Here is a 16,707-nt window from a genome sequence, read left to right as displayed (position 1 = left end):
ACTTCCGCCGGGCCTTTGGTGTGTCATAGGGACTACAGAGGCGCTACGGACGTGGTGCGGACCACAAGCTCGGGGAGCGGCGAAGCGATGGACAAGCGGGAGCGGGAGCGGCCCAGGGTCGTCCTGGGGGTCAGCGGCGGGATCGCCGCGTACAAGGCGTGCGAGCTGCTGCGCCGGCTGACCGAGTCCGGGCACGACGTCCGGGTGGTGCCGACCGCCTCGGCGCTGCACTTCGTCGGCGAGGCCACCTGGTCCGCGCTGTCCGGCCACCCGGCCGACACCGAGGTCTGGGAGTCCGTCCACGAGGTCCCGCACGTCCGGATCGGCCAGGCCGCGGACCTCGTCGTGGTCGCCCCGGCCACCGCCGACATGCTGGCCAAGGCCGCCCACGGCCTCGCCGACGACCTGCTGACCAACACGCTGCTGACCGCCCGCTGTCCGGTGATCTTCGCCCCCGCGATGCACACCGAGATGTGGGAGAACCCGGCCACCCAGGAGAACGTCGCCACGCTGCGCCGCCGCGGCGCGATCGTCGTCGAGCCCGCGGTCGGCCGGCTGACCGGCGTCGACACCGGCAAGGGCCGGTTCCCCGACCCGGTGGAGATCTTCGCCCTCTGCCGCCGGGTGCTGGCCCGCGGGGCCGAGGGGGCCGCCGTGGCGGACCTCGCGGGACGCCACGTCGTGGTCAGTGCCGGCGGCACCCGCGAGCCGCTGGACCCGGTCCGCTACCTGGGCAACCGCTCCTCGGGCAAGCAGGGCTACGCGCTCGCGGCCACGGCTGCCGCGCGCGGCGCCCGGGTCACCCTGGTCGCCGGGAACACCGAGCTGCCCGACCCGGTGGGCGTGGACGTGGTCCCGGTCGGCACCGCCCGCCAGCTCCGGGAGGCCGTGCTGAAGGCCGCCGCGGACGCCGACGCCGTGGTCATGGCGGCCGCGGTCGCCGACTTCCGCCCCGCCGCCTACACCACCGCCAAGATCAAGAAGGTGGAGGGCCAGGAGCCGGAGCCGATCGTGCTGGTCCGTAATCCGGACATCCTCGCCGAGCTGTCCGCCGACCGCGCCCGGCCCGGCCAGGTGGTGGTGGGGTTCGCCGCGGAGACCGACGACGTGCTCGCCAACGGGCGCGCCAAGCTCGCCCGCAAGGGCTGTGACCTGCTGGTCGTCAACGAGGTCGGCGAGCACAAGGCGTTCGGCTCGGCCGAGAACGAGGCGGTGATCCTGGCGGCCGACGGCACCGAGACCCCGGTCCCGTACGGTCCGAAGGAAGCCCTCGCGGACACGGTGTGGGATCTGGTCGCCCCCCGGCTGGCCGAGAATCACCGCTGATTCCGCGCACCCTCTCCTCTTTCACCCCACCGGCCCCACAAAATCGGGCGTGTTCCCTTGACCGTGTCGCCCCCGCCCGGTGATCGTCCTACCGTGAGGTGTGGTGTCCCAGGTCACGAGGGGTCCAGAAATCGAGACCGCGTGCCCGAACGCCACATACGACCGATAAACTGGCGAGTGGATCGGGCCGAGCGCAGCTCTCGGCCCTTCCGCCCATGATCAGCCAGCAGCCGCTGCAACCCCAGGGAGCGATGTGTCCCGCCGCCTGTTCACCTCGGAGTCCGTCACCGAGGGCCACCCCGACAAGATCGCTGACCAGATCAGCGACACGATCCTCGACGCGCTCCTCAAGGAGGACCCCACCTCCCGGGTCGCCGTCGAGACGCTGATCACCACCGGCTTGGTCCACGTGGCCGGCGAGGTGACGACCAAGGCGTACGCCGACATCCCCAACCTCGTCCGCAACAAGATCCTCGAGATCGGTTACGACTCGTCCAAGAAGGGCTTCGACGGCGCGTCCTGCGGCGTCTCGGTCTCCATCGGCGCGCAGTCCCCGGACATCGCGCAGGGCGTCGACACCGCCTACGAGAACCGCGTCGAGGGCGACGACGACGAGCTGGACCGGCAGGGCGCGGGCGACCAGGGCCTGATGTTCGGCTACGCCTGCGACGAGACGCCGGAGCTGATGCCGCTCCCGATCTACCTCGCGCACCGCCTCTCGCGCCGGCTGTCCGAGGTCCGGAAGAACGGCACCATCCCCTACCTCCGCCCCGACGGCAAGACCCAGGTCACCATCGAGTACGACGGCCACAAGGCCGTCCGCCTCGACACCGTCGTGGTCTCCTCGCAGCACGCCAGCGACATCGACCTCGACTCGCTGCTCGCTCCCGACATCCGCGAGTTCGTCGTCGAGCACGTCCTCAACCAGCTCGTCGAGGACGGCATCAAGCTGGACACCGACGGCTACCGCCTGCTGGTCAACCCCACCGGCCGCTTCGAGATCGGCGGCCCGATGGGTGACGCCGGCCTGACCGGCCGCAAGATCATCATCGACACCTACGGCGGTATGGCCCGCCACGGCGGCGGTGCCTTCTCCGGCAAGGACCCGTCCAAGGTCGACCGCTCGGCCGCCTACGCCATGCGCTGGGTCGCCAAGAACGTGGTCGCCGCCGGCCTCGCCGCCCGCTGTGAGGTCCAGGTCGCCTACGCCATCGGCAAGGCCGAGCCGGTCGGTCTCTTCGTCGAGACCTTCGGCACCGCCACCGTCGACACGGACAAGATCGAGCAGGCCATCGCCGCGGTCTTCGACCTCCGCCCGGCCGCGATCATCCGCGACCTCGACCTGCTCCGCCCGATCTACTCCCAGACCGCCGCCTACGGCCACTTCGGCCGCGAGCTGGAGGACTTCACCTGGGAGCGGACCGACCGCGTCGAGGCGCTGAAGAAGGCCGCGGGCCTGTAAGCAGCGCACCGTCCCGGCCCCGGCCCCGTACCGCCCCGCGGTACGGGGCCGGCGGCGTTCTGGGGCCTCCGCCCGCGCCCGCGCTCCGGCCCGCGGCCGTTGTCGGTGCCGTCTGCTAAGACTGGTGCTGTGAGCAGTGAGAACGGGCGGGATCCGGGGGAGCGGGGCGAACAGCTGGCCCTCATCAGGGACACCGTCCGGGAGACCAGGGCGGAGCGCGCCAAGCCGCGGACGTGGCGGGGCGCGCAGCTCGCCGATGCCCTCCCCGTGGCCCGGGTCCTGGTCGACAAGGGCCCGGTCCATCTCGACAAGCTGTGGGACTACGCCGTCCCCGCCGCCATGGACGCCGAGGCCCGGCCCGGCGTCCGGGTGCGGGTGCGGTTCGGCGCGGGGGCCGGCCGGGTGCGCGAGGGCCGGCGCGAGGGCGGCGGGCTGCTCGACGGCTTTCTGGTCGAGCGGGTCGCGGAGTCCGACTACCGCGGCCCGCTGGCCGCGCTCGCCCAGGTCGTCTCGCCCGAGCCGGTGCTCGGCCCGGAGCTGCTGGCGCTGTGCCGGGCGGTCGCGGACCGGTATGCCGGTTCGCTCGCCGACGTCCTCCAGTTGGCCGTTCCACCGCGGCACGCCAAGGCGGAGGCGGAGCGCTTCCCCGAACCGCCGCCCCCGCCCGGGCCGCCCGCCCCGGGCAGCTGGGCGCGCTATCCGGACGGCCCGGCGTTCCTGGACGCCCTCGCGCGCGGCGGTGCGCCGCGCGCCGTGTGGACCGCGCTCCCGGGACCGAGGTGGCCCGGGGAGCTGGCCGCTGCGGTCGCGGCGACCCTGGCGTCCGGCCGCGGCGCGCTGGTCGTGATGCCCGACGGACGGGCGGCGGCGCGGGTGGACGCGGCGCTGACCGAGCTGGTGGGGCCGGGGCTGCACACGCTCCTGGTGGCCGATTCGGGCCCCGAGGAGCGGTACCGCCGCTGGCTGGCCATACGCCGCGGCGCGGTCCGGGCCGTCATCGGCACCCGCGCCGCGATGTACGCCCCGGTGGCCGACCTCGGCCTCGTCGCCATCTGGGACGACGGCAACTCCAGCCACAGCGACACCAACGCCCCGCATCCGCACGCCCGGGACGTCCTCCTGCTCCGCGCGGTGCACGAGAAGGCCGCCTGCCTGGTCGGCGACCTGGCCCGCACGGTCGAGGCCACCCAGCTCGTCGAGAACGGCTGGGCCCGGCCGCTGGAGGCGACCCGCGAACAGCTGCGCGCGGCCGCCCCGTTGGTCCGTACCGTCGACGACATGCAGGCCGCGCGCGACGAGGCGGCGCGGGTGGCCCGGCTGCCGACGCTCGCCTGGCAGACGGCCCGCGCCGGGCTGGCCCGCGGCCCGGTGCTGGTGCAGGTGCCCCGCCGGGGCTACGTCCCCCGGCTGGCCTGTGAACGGTGCCGGGAGCCGGCCCGCTGCCGGACTTGCGCCGGCCCGCTGGAGGCGCGCAGCAACGACACCGCGCTGTGCTGCAGTTGGTGCGGCACGGAGGCACCGGACTGGCACTGCACCGAGTGCGGCGGCGCCCGGCTGCGGGCGCGGGTCTTCGGCGCGCACCGTACGGCCGAGGAGCTGGGCCGGGCCTTCCCGGAGGTGCCGGTGCGCACCTCCGGCCGGGACCACGTCCTGGACTCGGTCCCGGACCGCCCCGCCCTCGTCGTCTCCACCCCCGGGGCCGAGCCGGTCGCCGAAGGCGGCGGCTATGCGGCCGCGTTGCTGCTCGACGGCTGGGCGCTGCTCGGGCGGGCGGACCTGCGGGCGGGGGAGGAGGCGCTGCGGCGCTGGCTGGGCGCCGCGGCGCTGGTGCGCGGCCAGTCGGAGGGCGGCACGGTCGCGGTCATCGCGGAGCCGACGCTGCGGCCGGTGCAGGCGCTGGTGCGCTGGGACCCGGCCGGGCACGCGCTGCGCGAGCTGGCCGAGCGGGCCGAGCTGGGGTTCCCGCCGGTGTCCCGGATGGCCTCGGTGACCGGCCGGCCCGAGGACGTCGCCGAGCTGCTGCGGGCGGCCGAACTCCCGCCGGACGCCGAGGTGTTGGGGCCCGTTCCGCTTCCGGTGCCGGACCCCGGGCGGCCGCGCCGGCCGGGTGATCCGCAGCCCGGTGAGCAGTGGGAGCGGGCGCTGGTCCGGGTCCGGCCGGGGCGGGGCGCGGCGCTCGCCGCGGCGCTGAAGGCGGCGCAGGCGGCCAGGCTGGTGAAGCGGGAGGGGGCGGCGGTGCGGGTCCGGATCGATCCGCCGGACCTGGGGTGATCGCGGGGCGTGGCACGGGAGTTGGGGGTTCGTGGCTGCGCCGAGTGGGTGCTGGGGCCCGCGGCGGGGCGCGGAGGTGGGCATGACGCCGCCCCGGGACCGAGGTCGGCGGGCGGTCCCGGGGCGCTGGCGAGGGTGCCGGGTGACCGGCGTGGGGGAGGGGTCAGCCGTTGCGCGGGCCGGGGAAGGCGCCCGGCCGGGTCGGCTCTTCGCGGGCGACCGCGGAGGACGGGCCGGGCATGGAGCGGGCGGCGGGCACGGACGGTGCGCCGGACAGCCCGGTGCTCACGCTCACCGCGCGGGTCGCGGCGGACTCCGGCGTACGCACCGCGGGCTCGGCGGCGCCGTCCGCGGCGGGCTGGGCGGCGGCCCGGCGGGCACCGTAACGGCGGTGCACCGCCTGCTTGGTGACGCCGAGCGCCGAGCCCACCGCGTCCCACGAGAACCCCAGCGAACGGTCGAAGTCGACCGCGGCCGTGACGAGCGTCTCGACGCTGTCCCGCAGCTCCTGGGCAAGGCGCACGGTCGGCGCGGGCGCGCGTCCGTAGACGACGAAGCCCGCGGACGGACCCGTGCGCCGCGGCCGGTAGACGTTGCCCAGCTGAGCGGTCAGCGTGCGCAGTGCGTCCACCTGTCGGCGGACCCGCTCGATGTCCCGCACCAGGAGATGCAGGCTGGCGCGGGCCTGGGCGTCGTGGGTTGCGTGGTCGGCCATGAGCAAGCCTCTCGAACCGGCGTGGAATGAGGAAGAGGAAGACGATCGGGCCGCCTCGGCGGCCCGGTTCGGGTCAATGCTGTTTGACCAACGCGACAGGAGTGGCTCTGGTCACGGTATGGGGGCGTACGAGCTTCCGTGCGAGGCGCGGGAAATGTCGTACGCCCCCGGAAGCGGCGCTCCCGGCGCAGGGCAAGCCCCCTAGACTGGTGCGTCGTTCCGCTGCGTGTGAGAGGTAGTCCGCCACCCATGAGGCTTGTCTTCGCCGGCACCCCCGAGGTCGCCGTCCCCTCCCTCGATGCCCTGATCGCCTCCGACCGGCACGAGGTCGTGGCCGTCGTGACCAGGCCCGACGCGCCCGCGGGACGCGGCCGGAAGCTGGTCGCCAGCCCGGTCGCGGAGCGTGCGGAGGAGGCCGGCATCGAGGTGCTCAAGCCCGCCCGGCCGCGGGACGCGGACTTCCTGGCCCGGCTGCGGGAGATCGCCCCGGACTGCTGCCCGGTGGTCGCCTACGGCGCCCTGCTGCCCAAGGTGGCGCTCGACATTCCCGCCAAGGGGTGGGTGAATCTGCACTTCTCGCTGCTGCCGGCCTGGCGCGGCGCGGCACCGGTGCAGCACGCGGTGCTGGCCGGCGACGAGGTCACCGGCGCCTCGACCTTCCAGATCGAGGAGGGGCTCGACTCCGGCCCGGTCTACGGGGTGTTGACCGAGGACGTCCGGCCGACCGACACCAGCGGCGATCTGCTCACCCGGCTCGCGTTCGCCGGCTCCGGCCTGCTCGTCGCGACCATGGACGGCATCGAGGACGGCACCCTGACGCCGGTGCCGCAGCCCGCCGAGGGCATCTCCCTCGCGCCGAAGATCGAGGTCGAGGACGCCAAGGTGGACTGGGCGGCGCCGGCCCTGCGGGTCGACCGGGTGATCCGCGGCTGCGCGCCCGCACCCGGCGCCTGGACGGTCTTCCGCGGCGAGCGCCTGAAGCTGATGTCCGCCACCTCCGCCGCGGGCCACACCGAACTCTCCCTGGCACCCGGCGAACTCGCCGTCACCAAGAAGGCGGTGTACGTCGGCACCGGCAGCCACCCGGTCGAACTGATCTGGGTCCAGCCGCAGGGCAAGAAGCCGATGCAGGCCGCGGACTGGGCGCGCGGCGTACGCATCGAGGCGGGCGAGCGGCTCGGCGGCTGACGCCGGCGGGGCCCCGCGCGGCCCCGCGCGGCCCCGCGGATCCCAGTGGGTGGAATTCCCGGGCCGGTCGTCCGAGGCGGTTTGTATCCTCGGCGGCGCCACCTGAACGACGCGCCGCCCCCGCGGCGCGGCCCCTGGGAAAGGAAGCACCATGACCACCGAGCTGAGCCCCGGCGCGCCGGCCGGTCTCGTCGAGCGGGCCCGCCAGGACTACCAGGAACTCGCCGGACGGGGGCTCTCGCTCGACCTCACCCGCGGCAAGCCGGCACCGGAACAGCTCGACCTCTCCACCGACCTGCTGAGCCTGCCCGGCGGACGGTACACCTCCGCCGACGGCACGGACGTCCGCAACTACGGCGGACTGCAGGGCCTGCCCGAGCTCCGGGAGATCTTCGCCGGGCTGCTCCAGGTCCCGGCCGGGCAGCTGCTCGCGGCCGGCAACTCCAGCCTGGAGCTGATGCACGACTGCCTGGTGCACGCCCTGCTGGGCGTGCTGCCGGGCGCCACGTCGCGCTGGGCGGACCAGGAGCGGATCGCGTTCCTGTGCCCGGTGCCCGGCTACGACCGGCACTTCGCGCTCTGTGAGCGCTTCGGGATCGAGATGATCCCGGTGCCGATGACCGACGAGGGCCCGGACATGGAGACCGTGGAGCGGCTGGTCGCCGAGGACCCCGCGGTCAAGGGCATATGGTGCGTACCGAAGTACAGCAACCCGACCGGCGTCAGCTACAGCGACGCGACCGTGGCGCGGCTCGCCGCCATGTCCACCGCCGCGCCCGACTTCCGGATCTTCTGGGACAACGCGTACGCCGCGCACCACCTCACCGACGAGCCGGTGGAGATCGCCGACCTGCTCGCCGCCTGCGCCGACGCCGGCAACCCGGACCGGGCGTTCGTCTTCGGCTCCACCTCGAAGATCACCGCGGCCGGCGCCGGTGTCGCCTTCTTCGGCTCCTCGCCCGCGAACGTGACGTGGCTGCTCGGCCACAACGCCAAGCGGTCGATCGGCCCCGACAAGGTCAACCAGCTGCGGCACGTGATGTTCCTGCGCGACGCCGACGGGGTGCGCGCCCACATGGAGCGCCAGCGCGCCCTGCTCCGGCCCAAGTTCGAGGCGGTGGACCGGATCCTTGCGAAGGAGCTCGGCGGGACCGGGCTCGCGACCTGGACCACGCCCAAGGGCGGGTACTTCGTGACCCTGGAGGTGCCGGACGGCTGCGCCAAGGAGGTCGTCCGCCGGGCCGCCGAGGCGGGCATCGTGCTCACCCCGGCCGGCGCCACCCACCCGTACGGCGACGACCCGCGCGACGCGGTCATCCGGATCGCGCCCAGCTACCCCGGCCTCGCGGAGCTGGAGCAGGCGATCGAGGGCCTCGCCGTCTGCGTCCGGCTCGTCGGCCACGAGCGGCAGGCCGCATAGGGCGGCAGGCCGCATGGGGCGGGGCCGCACAGGGCGGCAGGCCGCGCAGGAAGCCGTACCGCGCGGGGACGGCGTACCGCCGCGGTCCCGGGCCCCCGCAGGCGGGCGTACTGCGGTGGTCCGGGCCCGCGTAGGCTGGGACGGATCCCTCATCCGGGACCCCCAGACCGCATGTCGTACCTCCGGAGCACCTTTTCTGTGAGCCAGCCCCAGCCCCGCCACCGTCCCGGCAAGCCGCATCGCCGTCCGAAGAAGGACCCGGTCAGGATCCTCGCCTTCGAGGCGCTGCGGGCCGTCGACGAGCGGGACGCCTACGCGAACCTCGTCCTGCCGCCGCTGTTGCGCAAGGCGCGTGAGGGCGGGGAGTTCGACGCCCGGGACGCGGCGCTGGCCACCGAGTTGGTCTACGGCTCGCTGCGGCGGCAGGGGACCTACGACGCGATCATCGCCCGCTGCGTGGACCGGCCGCTGCGCGAGGTCGACCCCCCGGTCCTGGACGTGCTCACGCTCGGCGCCCACCAGCTGCTCGGCACCCGCATCCCCACCCACGCCGCGGTCAGCGCCAGCGTCGAGCTGGCGCGGGTGGTGCTGGGTGACGGGCGCGCCAAGTTCGTCAACGCGGTGCTGCGCAAGGTCGCGGCGGACGACCTGGACGGCTGGCTGGCGCGGATCGCCCCGGACTACGACGAGGACCCCGAGGACCACCTCGGTCTGGTGCACGCGCACCCCCGCTGGATCGTCTCGGCGCTGTGGGACGCCCTCGGCGGCGGCCGGGCCGGTATCGAGGACCTGCTGGAGGCGGACAACGAGCGCCCCGAGGTGACGCTGGTGGCGCGGCCCGGCCGGGCCACCGCCGAGGAGCTGCTGGCCGCGGCCGGCGAGCGCGGCGCACTGCCGGGCCGCTGGTCGCCGTACGCGGTCCGGCTCGCCGAGGGCGGTGAGCCCGGTGCGCTGGACGCGGTGGCCGAGGGCCGCGCCGGCGTGCAGGACGAGGGCAGCCAGCTGGTCGCCCTGGCACTGGCGAACGCGCCCGTCGAGGGCCCCGACCGGGCCTGGCTGGACGGCTGCGCCGGCCCCGGCGGCAAGGCCGCGCTGCTGGCCGCGCTGGCCGCCGAGCGCGGTGCCGCTCTGCTGGCCTCGGAGAAGCAGCCGCACCGCGCCCGCCTGGTCGCCCGGGCCCTGGAAGGCAACCCCGGCCCGTACGCGGTGATCACCGCCGACGGCACCCGCCCGGCCTGGCGCCCCGGCAGCTTCGACCGGGTCCTGATGGACGTCCCGTGCACCGGCCTGGGCGCGCTCCGCCGCCGCCCGGAGGCCCGCTGGCGCCGCCGCCCCGAGGACCTCGACGGCTTCGCCCCGCTCCAGCGCGAGCTGCTGCGCCAGGCGCTCGCCGCGGTGCGGGTGGGCGGCGTGGTCGGCTATGCGACCTGCTCGCCGCACCCGGCCGAGACCCGGGCCGTGGTGGAGGACGTCATCAAGGGCCGCGGCGGCCCGGCGGTGGCGGTCGAATGGGTCGACGCCCGCCCGCTGATGCCCGGCGTCCCCGCCCTCGGCGACGGCCCGGACGTCCAGCTCTGGCCCCATCTGCACGGCACCGACGCGATGTACCTGGCACTGCTGCGCCGCACCGGCTGACGGCGGGCGTGCGGGACGGGCCGGGGCCGAGCTGCCCCCGATCCGTCCCGCCTCCGTCCGCTGTGGAGCGGGGCGCCATACTGGGGGCATGGCCTTGATCAACCCCAGCATCCTGTCCGCAGACTTCGCCCGGCTCGCCGAGGAGGCGAAGGCCGTCGAGGGCGCCGACTGGCTGCACGTCGACGTGATGGACAACCACTTCGTGCCGAACCTCACGCTCGGTGTGCCGGTCGTCGAGTCGTTGAGCAGGGCGACGGACACCCCGCTCGATCTGCACCTGATGATCGAGGACCCGGACCGCTGGGCGCCGCAGTACATCGAGGCCGGGGCCGGTTCGGTGACCTTCCACGTCGAGGCGGCCGCCGCGCCGGTGCGGCTGGCGCGGGAGATCCGGGCCAAGGGGGCGCGGGCGTCGATGGCGCTGAAGCCGGCCACCCCCATCGAGCCGTACGAGGACCTGCTCCCCGAGCTCGACATGCTGCTGATCATGACCGTGGAGCCCGGCTTCGGCGGCCAGGCGTTCCTGGACATCATGCTGCCCAAGATCCGCCGCACCCGTGAGCTGATCTCCCGGCACGGCCTGGAGCTGTGGCTCCAGGTGGACGGCGGCGTCTCCGACGCCACCATCGAGCGGTGCGCGGAGGCCGGTGCCGACGTCTTCGTGGCCGGTTCCGCGGTCTACGGCGCGGACGACCCCGCCAAGGCGGTGCGGGATCTGCGCGAGAAGGCCGAGGCGGCGACCGCGGGGGCCGGCTGGGCCTGCGCACACTGAATTCCGGCCAACGGGGACGGGCGGCAAGGCCGTTGCCGGCCACGGGAAGGGTCCCGCGGCGGGGCCGAGCCGCCAATTGTCCGTGGCGCCACCGAGCGTTCACGACGGTCGCGGCGGTCAAGGTCCCCGTTGCCGCCGGGTTTCTGAAAGGATGAGCAAAGACTCGATCAGATGCGCAAAAGGGGAGAATTTCGTGGTAGCCAGCCGCCCACAGTCCGGAATGGGCCCTGCCGAGCTGGTGCAGGCCGCGGCCATGGCCCGCCGTTTCTATCTCGAGGGCAAGTCGAAGATCCAGATCGCGGAGGAGTTCGGCGTCAGCCGGTTCAAGGTCGCCCGGGTGCTGGAGACCGCCCTGGAGCGTGATCTCGTACGGATCGAGATCCGGGTGCCCTCCGAGCTGGACGCCGAGCGCTCCGACGCGCTGCGGGCCCGCTACGGCCTGCGGCACGCCGTGGTCGTCGAGTCCCCCGCGGACGCTCCCCCCGCCTTCGGCGGCCAGACCCCGCCCGACGACGCCGCCGACCCCGAGAACCTCGGTGAGGTCGCCGCCGACCTGCTCGGCGAGCTGGTCAACGAAGGCGATGTGCTCGGGCTCGCCTGGGGCCGTTCGACCATCCACATGGCGGCCGCGCTGCACCGGCTGCCGCCGTGCACCGTCGTCCAGCTGACCGGCGTCTACGACGCGGGCACCGCCGACCGCGGCTCGGTCGAGGCGGTGCGCCGCGCGGCCGACGTCGCCGGGGGCGAGGCGCACCCGATCTACGCGCCGATGCTGCTGCCCGACTCGGCGACCGCCGAGGCGCTGCGCCGGCAGACCGGCATCGCCCGCGCCTTCGACTACTTCGACAAGGTCACCGTCGCCTGCGTCTCCATCGGCTCCTGGGAGCCGGGCGTCTCCACGGTCTACGACATGCTGTCCGAGGAGGAGCGCGAGCACTACGCCTCGCTGGGCGCGGCCGCCGAGATGTCCGCGCACCTCTTCGACGCCGAGGGCCGGCGGATCGGCCGGGACCTGGGCGAGCGGTGCATCACCGTCGAGGCGGACCGGCTGCGCCGCATCCCGGAGGTCGTGGCCATCGCGGGCGGCCGGCGCAAGGCCGCGGCGATCGGCGCGGTGCTGCGCTCCGGGCTCGTGACGAGCCTGGTCACCGACACCGCGGCGGCCGACCACCTGCTGCTGGAGACCGGCCCCGGGCCGCGCCCCGCGCTGGACCGGGCGGATCCGGACGGGAAGTGAGCCCGGCCGCCGGCCGGCCGTACCACCCGGCGGTCATCGGCGGGCGGCCCGGGCGGGCCTGTGACAGCATCGGCCCATGGTGATCCGCCCCGTCCCGCGCCGTGCCGCCGCCGTCCTCGGCGCGCTGCCCGCCGGGCTGCCGCCGGTGCGCACCGGACGGACCACCGGCCCGGCCGGCAAGGGGAGTTCGGCCGCCGCGCCGCACTCCCCCCCCCGCCGGACGGCCGTTCCCGTACCCCCGGGCCTCTCCCCGGACCTTCGAGGCGGTGCTGCGATGACGGAGCCGGAGGCCGTGCCGCGGCCGCTCGCGGCGGTGCTCGACGGGCGGACGCCGCCCGGTGTGCTGCCCTGGCCCGCAGACCGGCCGGTGGCCGAGGCGCTGGCCGCCGCGCGGGACGCCGGCTGGACCGGTGCCGCGCTGGACCTGGCGGGCGTCGTGGACAAGGCCGCCTTCATGGACCGGTGCGCGATCGCGCTGCGGCTGCCCGACTGGTTCGGCCGCAACTGGGACGCGCTCGCCGACTGCCTGACCGATCTGTCCTGGTGCCCGGCCGGCCGCGGCCGGCTGCTGGCCCTCACGGGCTGGCACGGCTACGCGGCCGCCGCGCCCGAGGACTGGGCCGTGGTGGAGTCCGTCCTCGCGGACGCGGTGGGCCACTGGCGCGACACCGGCACCGGACTGGCGGTGATCATGGCCAGGGGCCGGGGTCGCCGCGAAGCGCCCTGAGGCCGGGCCGGGCGGTCCCTCCGCGGCCCCCTTGGCGGATCGCACACATGGTCCAGCGGGGGCTAGGACAATCGTATGAGCCCTGGTCAGGGCCCGTATCCTGGGCTATATGCGATTCCTGAATCCGAAGAACGGCGCGCTCGAAGAGAGTTCTTCGGTGCCCTACGACCTGACCTACGACGATGTGTTCATGGTGCCCGGCCGCTCCGCCGTGGGCTCCCGCCAGGGCGTCGACCTGGCCACGCCCGACGGGACGGGAACCACGATCCCCCTCGTGGTCGCCAACATGACGGCGATCGCCGGCCGCCGGATGGCCGAGACCGTCGCCCGCCGTGGTGGCCTGGTCGTCATCCCGCAGGACATTCCGATCGACGTCGTCACCGATGTCGTGACCTGGGTCAAGCGCCGTCATCTGGTACTGGACACGCCGATCGTGCTGTCCCCGGTGGCGACCGTCGCGGACGCCCTGGCGCTGCTGCCCAAGCGGGCGCACGGCGCGGGCGTCGTCGTCGAGGGCGGCCGCCCGGTCGGCATCGTCACCGAGCACGACCTGGCCGGGGTGGACCGCTTCACCCAGGTCGCCGAGGTCATGACCAAGGACCTGCTGGTCTTCGACGCGGACATCGACCCGCGGGAGGCCTTCAACCGCCTCGACGCCGCCAACCGCAAGCTCGCGCCGGCGGTGGACGCCGACGGCATGCTGGTCGGCGTGCTGACCCGCAAGGGCGCGCTGCGCGCCACGCTGTACACCCCCGCCACCGACGCCGACGGCAAGCTGCGGATCGCGGCCGCGGTGGGCATCAACGGCGACGTGGCCGGCAAGGCCAAGGCGCTGCTGGAGGCCGGTGTGGACACGCTCGTCGTGGACACCGCGCACGGCCACCAGGAGAGCATGATCAGCGCGATCAAGGCCGTCCGGGCGCTGGACCCGCAGGTCCCGATCGTGGCGGGCAACATCGTCGCCGCCGAGGGCGTGCGCGATCTGATCGAGGCCGGCGCGGACATCATCAAGGTCGGGGTCGGCCCCGGCGCGATGTGCACCACCCGGATGATGACCGGTGTCGGCCGGCCGCAGTTCTCCGCGGTGCTGGAGTGCGCCGCCGAGGCGAAGAAGTACGGCAAGCACGTCTGGGCCGACGGCGGTGTGCGGCACCCGCGCGACGTCGCCATGGCGCTGGCCGCCGGCGCGTCCAACGTCATGATCGGCTCCTGGTTCGCCGGCACGCTGGAGTCGCCCGGCGACCTCCAGCACACCGCCGACGGCCGTCCGTACAAGGAGAGCTTCGGCATGGCCTCGGCCCGCGCGGTGCAGCGCCGGACGAGCGAGGAGTCGTCCTACGACCGGGCCCGCAAGGCGCTCTTCGAGGAGGGCATCTCGCACTCCCGGATGTTCATCGACCAGGCCCGGCCGGGCGTCGAGGACCTGATCGACTCGATCATCGCGGGCGTCCGCAGCTCCTGCACGTACGCGGGCGCGGCCACGCTGGAGGAGTTCGCGGAGAAGGCCGTGGTCGGCGTGCAGAGCGCCGCCGGCTACGCCGAGGGCAAGCCGCTGCACGACAGCTGGAACTGACCCAGGACGGGCCCGCCCACGGCCCTGGGGAGCGCCTGACCGGCCCCGCACCGACCCGGTGCGGGGCCGGTTTGCGTTTCCGGGGTCTTACGGGGTTTCCTGGCGCAACGGCGCAACGATCCACCGTACGGGTCGCCGGTGCGCAACGATCAGCCGTGGTTGCGCAAGGAACCTGCATTACGGCAGCTCAGCGGCGCCCCGTAAGGTCTGCGTCAGTACGTGGAGTGGCGGAGACCGCCTGCTCGGCGGTCTCCCGCACGGGGTGTTTTCGCATGCCCGTTTCCTGACCGCCGTCGGTCGCCGTCACCTGACAGGCAGCGATGAAGGAGCCTCCCCAGTGTTGGAGCACGGCGCAGCCCCGCCCGCAGGGGCCAGCGACACCCGGCCGCCCTCTCCCGGCGGCCCCGGCGGCCTCGGCACCCGGCTGATGCGGCGCAAGCCGGTCGAGCGGCTGGTCGCCGAGGGCGGCAAGGGGCAGGGCGGTGAGCTCCGCCGTTCGATGGGCGTCTGGCAGCTGACCATGATCAGCATCGGCGCCACCCTCGGCACCGGCATCTTCGTGGTGCTCGGCAACGCGGTCCCGGCCGCCGGCCCCGCGGTCGTGATCTCGTTCGTGATCGCCGGCATCACCGCGCTGTTCTCGGCGCTGTCCTACGCGGAGCTGGCCGGCACCATCCCGGTCTCCGGCTCCTCGTACTCCTACGCCTACGCCACCCTCGGCGAGCTGGTCGCCTGGGTCTGCGGCTGGTGTCTGATCCTGGAGTACGGCGTCTCGGTCGCGGCCGTCGCGGTGGGCTGGGGCGAGTACCTCAACGAGCTGCTCGCCGGCACGTTCGGCTTCACCCTCCCCGACGCGCTGTCCCAGCCGCCCGGCGACGGTGGCTACTTCAACCTGCCGGCGCTGCTGGTGGTGCTGCTGGCCATGGCGTTCCTGCTGGGCGGTGCCAAGGAGAGCGCCCGGGCCAACACCATCATGGTGCTGGTCAAGATCGCCGCGCTGCTGCTGTTCTGCGGCGTCGCCTTCCAGGGCATCAAGTCCGGCAACTACGCCAACTTCATGCCGATGGGCATGGCCGGTGTGAGCGCCGCGGGTGCCACCCTGTTCTTCTCGTACATCGGCTTCGACGCCGCCTCGACGGCCGGCGAGGAGGCCAAGAACCCGCAGCGCGACCTGCCCCGCGCGATCATGCTGTCGCTGGTGATCGTCACCGCGCTGTACTGCCTGGTCGCGGCGATCGCCGTGGGCGCCATGCCGTGGCAGAAGTTCAAGGGCTCCGAGGCCGCGCTGGCCGGGATCATGAAGGCGGTCACCGGGCAGAGCTGGTGGGCCGTGCTGCTCGCGTTCGGCGCGGTCATCGCCATCGCCAGCGTCGTGCTGACCGTGCTCTACGGCCAGACCCGCATCCTCTTCGCGATGTCCCGCGACGGCCTGGTGCCGAAGGCGTTCGCCAAGGTGCACGCCAAGACCGGGGTGCCGCGGATCAACACCGTGATCGTCTCGCTGTTCTGCGGCGTGCTCGCCGCGGCGGTCCCGCTGGGCCAGCTGGCCGACGCCACCAGCATCGGCACGCTGTTCGCGTTCGCGCTGGTCAACGTGGCGGTGATCGTGCTGCGCCGGACCCGCCCCGAGATGAAGCGCACCTTCCGCACGCCGCTCTCCCCGCTGTTCCCGGCGATCGGCTTCCTGCTGTGCCTCTGGATGATGTACAGCTTGGAGGCGGTGACCTGGGTGGTCTTCGGTGTCTGGATGGTCGTGGGCCTTGTGGTCTACTTCGGTTACGGCTTGCGCCGCTCCCGATTGGCCACGTCAGAGAAGTGATCCACCCGCAGTGCGACTGAACGATCTCGACGAACGCATCGTCCACGCCCTCGCCGAGGACGCCCGCCGCAGCTATGCCGACATCGGCCAGGAGGTCGGGCTGTCCGCCCCGGCCGTCAAGCGCCGGGTGGACCGGCTGCGGGCCGACGGCGCGATCACCGGCTTCACCGTACGGGTGGACCCGGCCGCGCTCGGCTGGGAGACCGAGGGGTTCATCGAGATCTACTGCCGCCGGAACACCTCGCCCGAGGCGATCCACCGCGGCCTGTCGCGCTACCCGGAAGTGGCGTCCGCCTCCACCGTCACCGGTGAGGCGGACGCCCTGGTCCAGGTCTTCGCGTCCGACATGCGGCACTTCGAGCGGGTGCTGGAGCGGATCGCGGGCGAGCCGTTCGTGGAACGGACCAAGTCCGTGCTGGTGCTCTCCCCGCTGCTCCGCCGGTACGGCTCGGGCGCGCCCCGCTAGGTGTGCTGTCCCGGGACGTTGGTGACAGGCGACATGCCTTGAGCGGTCCTTGAAAGAGGCGAGGGCCTTCTGGTTTCGATGTGGATTGCGAAGTCT

General features: G+C 74.0%; 13 protein-coding genes. 12 read left to right on the top strand and 1 reads right to left on the bottom strand.

Annotation, left to right across the window (positions count from 1 at the left end; genetic code table 11):
• Positions 1–87 precede the first annotated feature (87 nt).
• The 3 genes from coaBC to AB0E02_RS29360 all read left to right on the top strand — a co-directional run bounded on the left by coaBC (position 88) and on the right by AB0E02_RS29360 (position 5,059).
• Complete coding sequence (gene coaBC / locus AB0E02_RS29370; RefSeq protein WP_362144566.1) at positions 88–1,326, top strand: bifunctional phosphopantothenoylcysteine decarboxylase/phosphopantothenate--cysteine ligase CoaBC; 1,239 nt, start codon at positions 88–90, stop codon at positions 1,324–1,326.
• A 253-nt stretch (positions 1,327–1,579) separates the two neighbouring features.
• Positions 1,580–2,788: a methionine adenosyltransferase gene (gene metK / locus AB0E02_RS29365; protein WP_362144563.1), complete on the top strand. Its 1,209-nt coding sequence runs from the start codon at positions 1,580–1,582 to the stop codon at positions 2,786–2,788.
• Positions 2,789–2,917: 129 nt separating this feature from the next.
• Positions 2,918–5,059, top strand: a complete 2,142-nt coding sequence (locus AB0E02_RS29360) for a primosomal protein N' (RefSeq protein ID WP_362144560.1) — start codon at positions 2,918–2,920, stop codon at positions 5,057–5,059.
• 163 nt (positions 5,060–5,222) lie between these two features.
• Here the strand turns inward: AB0E02_RS29360 and AB0E02_RS29355 are convergent, their stop codons facing one another.
• Positions 5,223–5,774: a hypothetical protein gene (locus tag AB0E02_RS29355; RefSeq protein WP_362144557.1), complete on the bottom strand. Its 552-nt coding sequence runs from the start codon at positions 5,772–5,774 to the stop codon at positions 5,223–5,225.
• A gap of 249 nt (positions 5,775–6,023) precedes the next feature.
• Between AB0E02_RS29355 and fmt the strand changes: the two genes are divergently transcribed.
• The 9 genes from fmt (at position 6,024) to AB0E02_RS29310 (ending at position 16,611) form a co-directional block, all read left to right on the top strand.
• On the top strand, positions 6,024–6,962 hold the full coding sequence (fmt, locus tag AB0E02_RS29350) for a methionyl-tRNA formyltransferase (RefSeq protein ID WP_362144555.1): 939 nt from the start codon (positions 6,024–6,026) through the stop codon (positions 6,960–6,962).
• A 151-nt stretch (positions 6,963–7,113) separates the two neighbouring features.
• A complete protein-coding gene (locus AB0E02_RS29345) occupies positions 7,114–8,382 on the top strand; it encodes an aminotransferase class I/II-fold pyridoxal phosphate-dependent enzyme (protein WP_362144552.1) in 1,269 nt (422 codons plus the stop codon).
• A 198-nt stretch (positions 8,383–8,580) separates the two neighbouring features.
• Positions 8,581–10,017, top strand: a complete 1,437-nt coding sequence (locus AB0E02_RS29340) for a transcription antitermination factor NusB (RefSeq protein WP_362144549.1) — start codon at positions 8,581–8,583, stop codon at positions 10,015–10,017.
• A gap of 88 nt (positions 10,018–10,105) precedes the next feature.
• Entirely contained in the window at positions 10,106–10,789 is a 684-nt protein-coding gene (gene rpe, locus AB0E02_RS29335; protein ID WP_030412025.1) for a ribulose-phosphate 3-epimerase, read from the top strand.
• 220 nt (positions 10,790–11,009) lie between these two features.
• Positions 11,010–12,026: a sugar-binding domain-containing protein gene (locus AB0E02_RS29330; protein WP_030412026.1), complete on the top strand. Its 1,017-nt coding sequence runs from the start codon at positions 11,010–11,012 to the stop codon at positions 12,024–12,026.
• 274 nt (positions 12,027–12,300) lie between these two features.
• Positions 12,301–12,753: a barstar family protein gene (locus AB0E02_RS29325; protein WP_362144684.1), complete on the top strand. Its 453-nt coding sequence runs from the start codon at positions 12,301–12,303 to the stop codon at positions 12,751–12,753.
• 109 nt (positions 12,754–12,862) lie between these two features.
• Positions 12,863–14,326 (top strand): GuaB1 family IMP dehydrogenase-related protein, encoded by a 1,464-nt coding sequence (locus tag AB0E02_RS29320; protein WP_310725668.1) that lies wholly within the window; start codon positions 12,863–12,865, stop codon positions 14,324–14,326.
• Positions 14,327–14,663: 337 nt separating this feature from the next.
• Positions 14,664–16,145, top strand: a complete 1,482-nt coding sequence (locus tag AB0E02_RS29315; RefSeq protein WP_362144544.1) for an amino acid permease — start codon at positions 14,664–14,666, stop codon at positions 16,143–16,145.
• Between the two features lie 10 nt (positions 16,146–16,155).
• Positions 16,156–16,611: an Lrp/AsnC family transcriptional regulator gene (locus AB0E02_RS29310; protein WP_030412031.1), complete on the top strand. Its 456-nt coding sequence runs from the start codon at positions 16,156–16,158 to the stop codon at positions 16,609–16,611.
• Positions 16,612–16,707: the final 96 nt, after the last annotated feature.

The organism is Streptomyces sp. NPDC048196 (assembly GCF_040652715.1).
GTDB lineage: Bacteria > Actinomycetota > Actinomycetes > Streptomycetales > Streptomycetaceae > Streptomyces > Streptomyces siderophoricus.
Note: the sequence above shows the minus strand (reverse complement) of the source record. Positions and strands in the feature narration are given on the sequence as shown.

Coding starts and splice junctions, on each gene's coding strand:
- coaBC (WP_362144566.1), top strand. CDS start 88: ATGGACAAGCGGGAGCGGGAGCGGCCCAGGGTCGTCCTGGGGGTCAGC.
- fmt (WP_362144555.1), top strand. CDS start 6,024: ATGAGGCTTGTCTTCGCCGGCACCCCCGAGGTCGCCGTCCCCTCCCTC.
- AB0E02_RS29355 (WP_362144557.1), bottom strand. CDS start 5,774: ATGGCCGACCACGCAACCCACGACGCCCAGGCCCGCGCCAGCCTGCAT.
- rpe (WP_030412025.1), top strand. CDS start 10,106: ATGGCCTTGATCAACCCCAGCATCCTGTCCGCAGACTTCGCCCGGCTC.
- AB0E02_RS29320 (WP_310725668.1), top strand. CDS start 12,863: ATGCGATTCCTGAATCCGAAGAACGGCGCGCTCGAAGAGAGTTCTTCG.
- AB0E02_RS29330 (WP_030412026.1), top strand. CDS start 11,010: ATGGGCCCTGCCGAGCTGGTGCAGGCCGCGGCCATGGCCCGCCGTTTC.
- AB0E02_RS29325 (WP_362144684.1), top strand. CDS start 12,301: ATGACGGAGCCGGAGGCCGTGCCGCGGCCGCTCGCGGCGGTGCTCGAC.
- AB0E02_RS29345 (WP_362144552.1), top strand. CDS start 7,114: ATGACCACCGAGCTGAGCCCCGGCGCGCCGGCCGGTCTCGTCGAGCGG.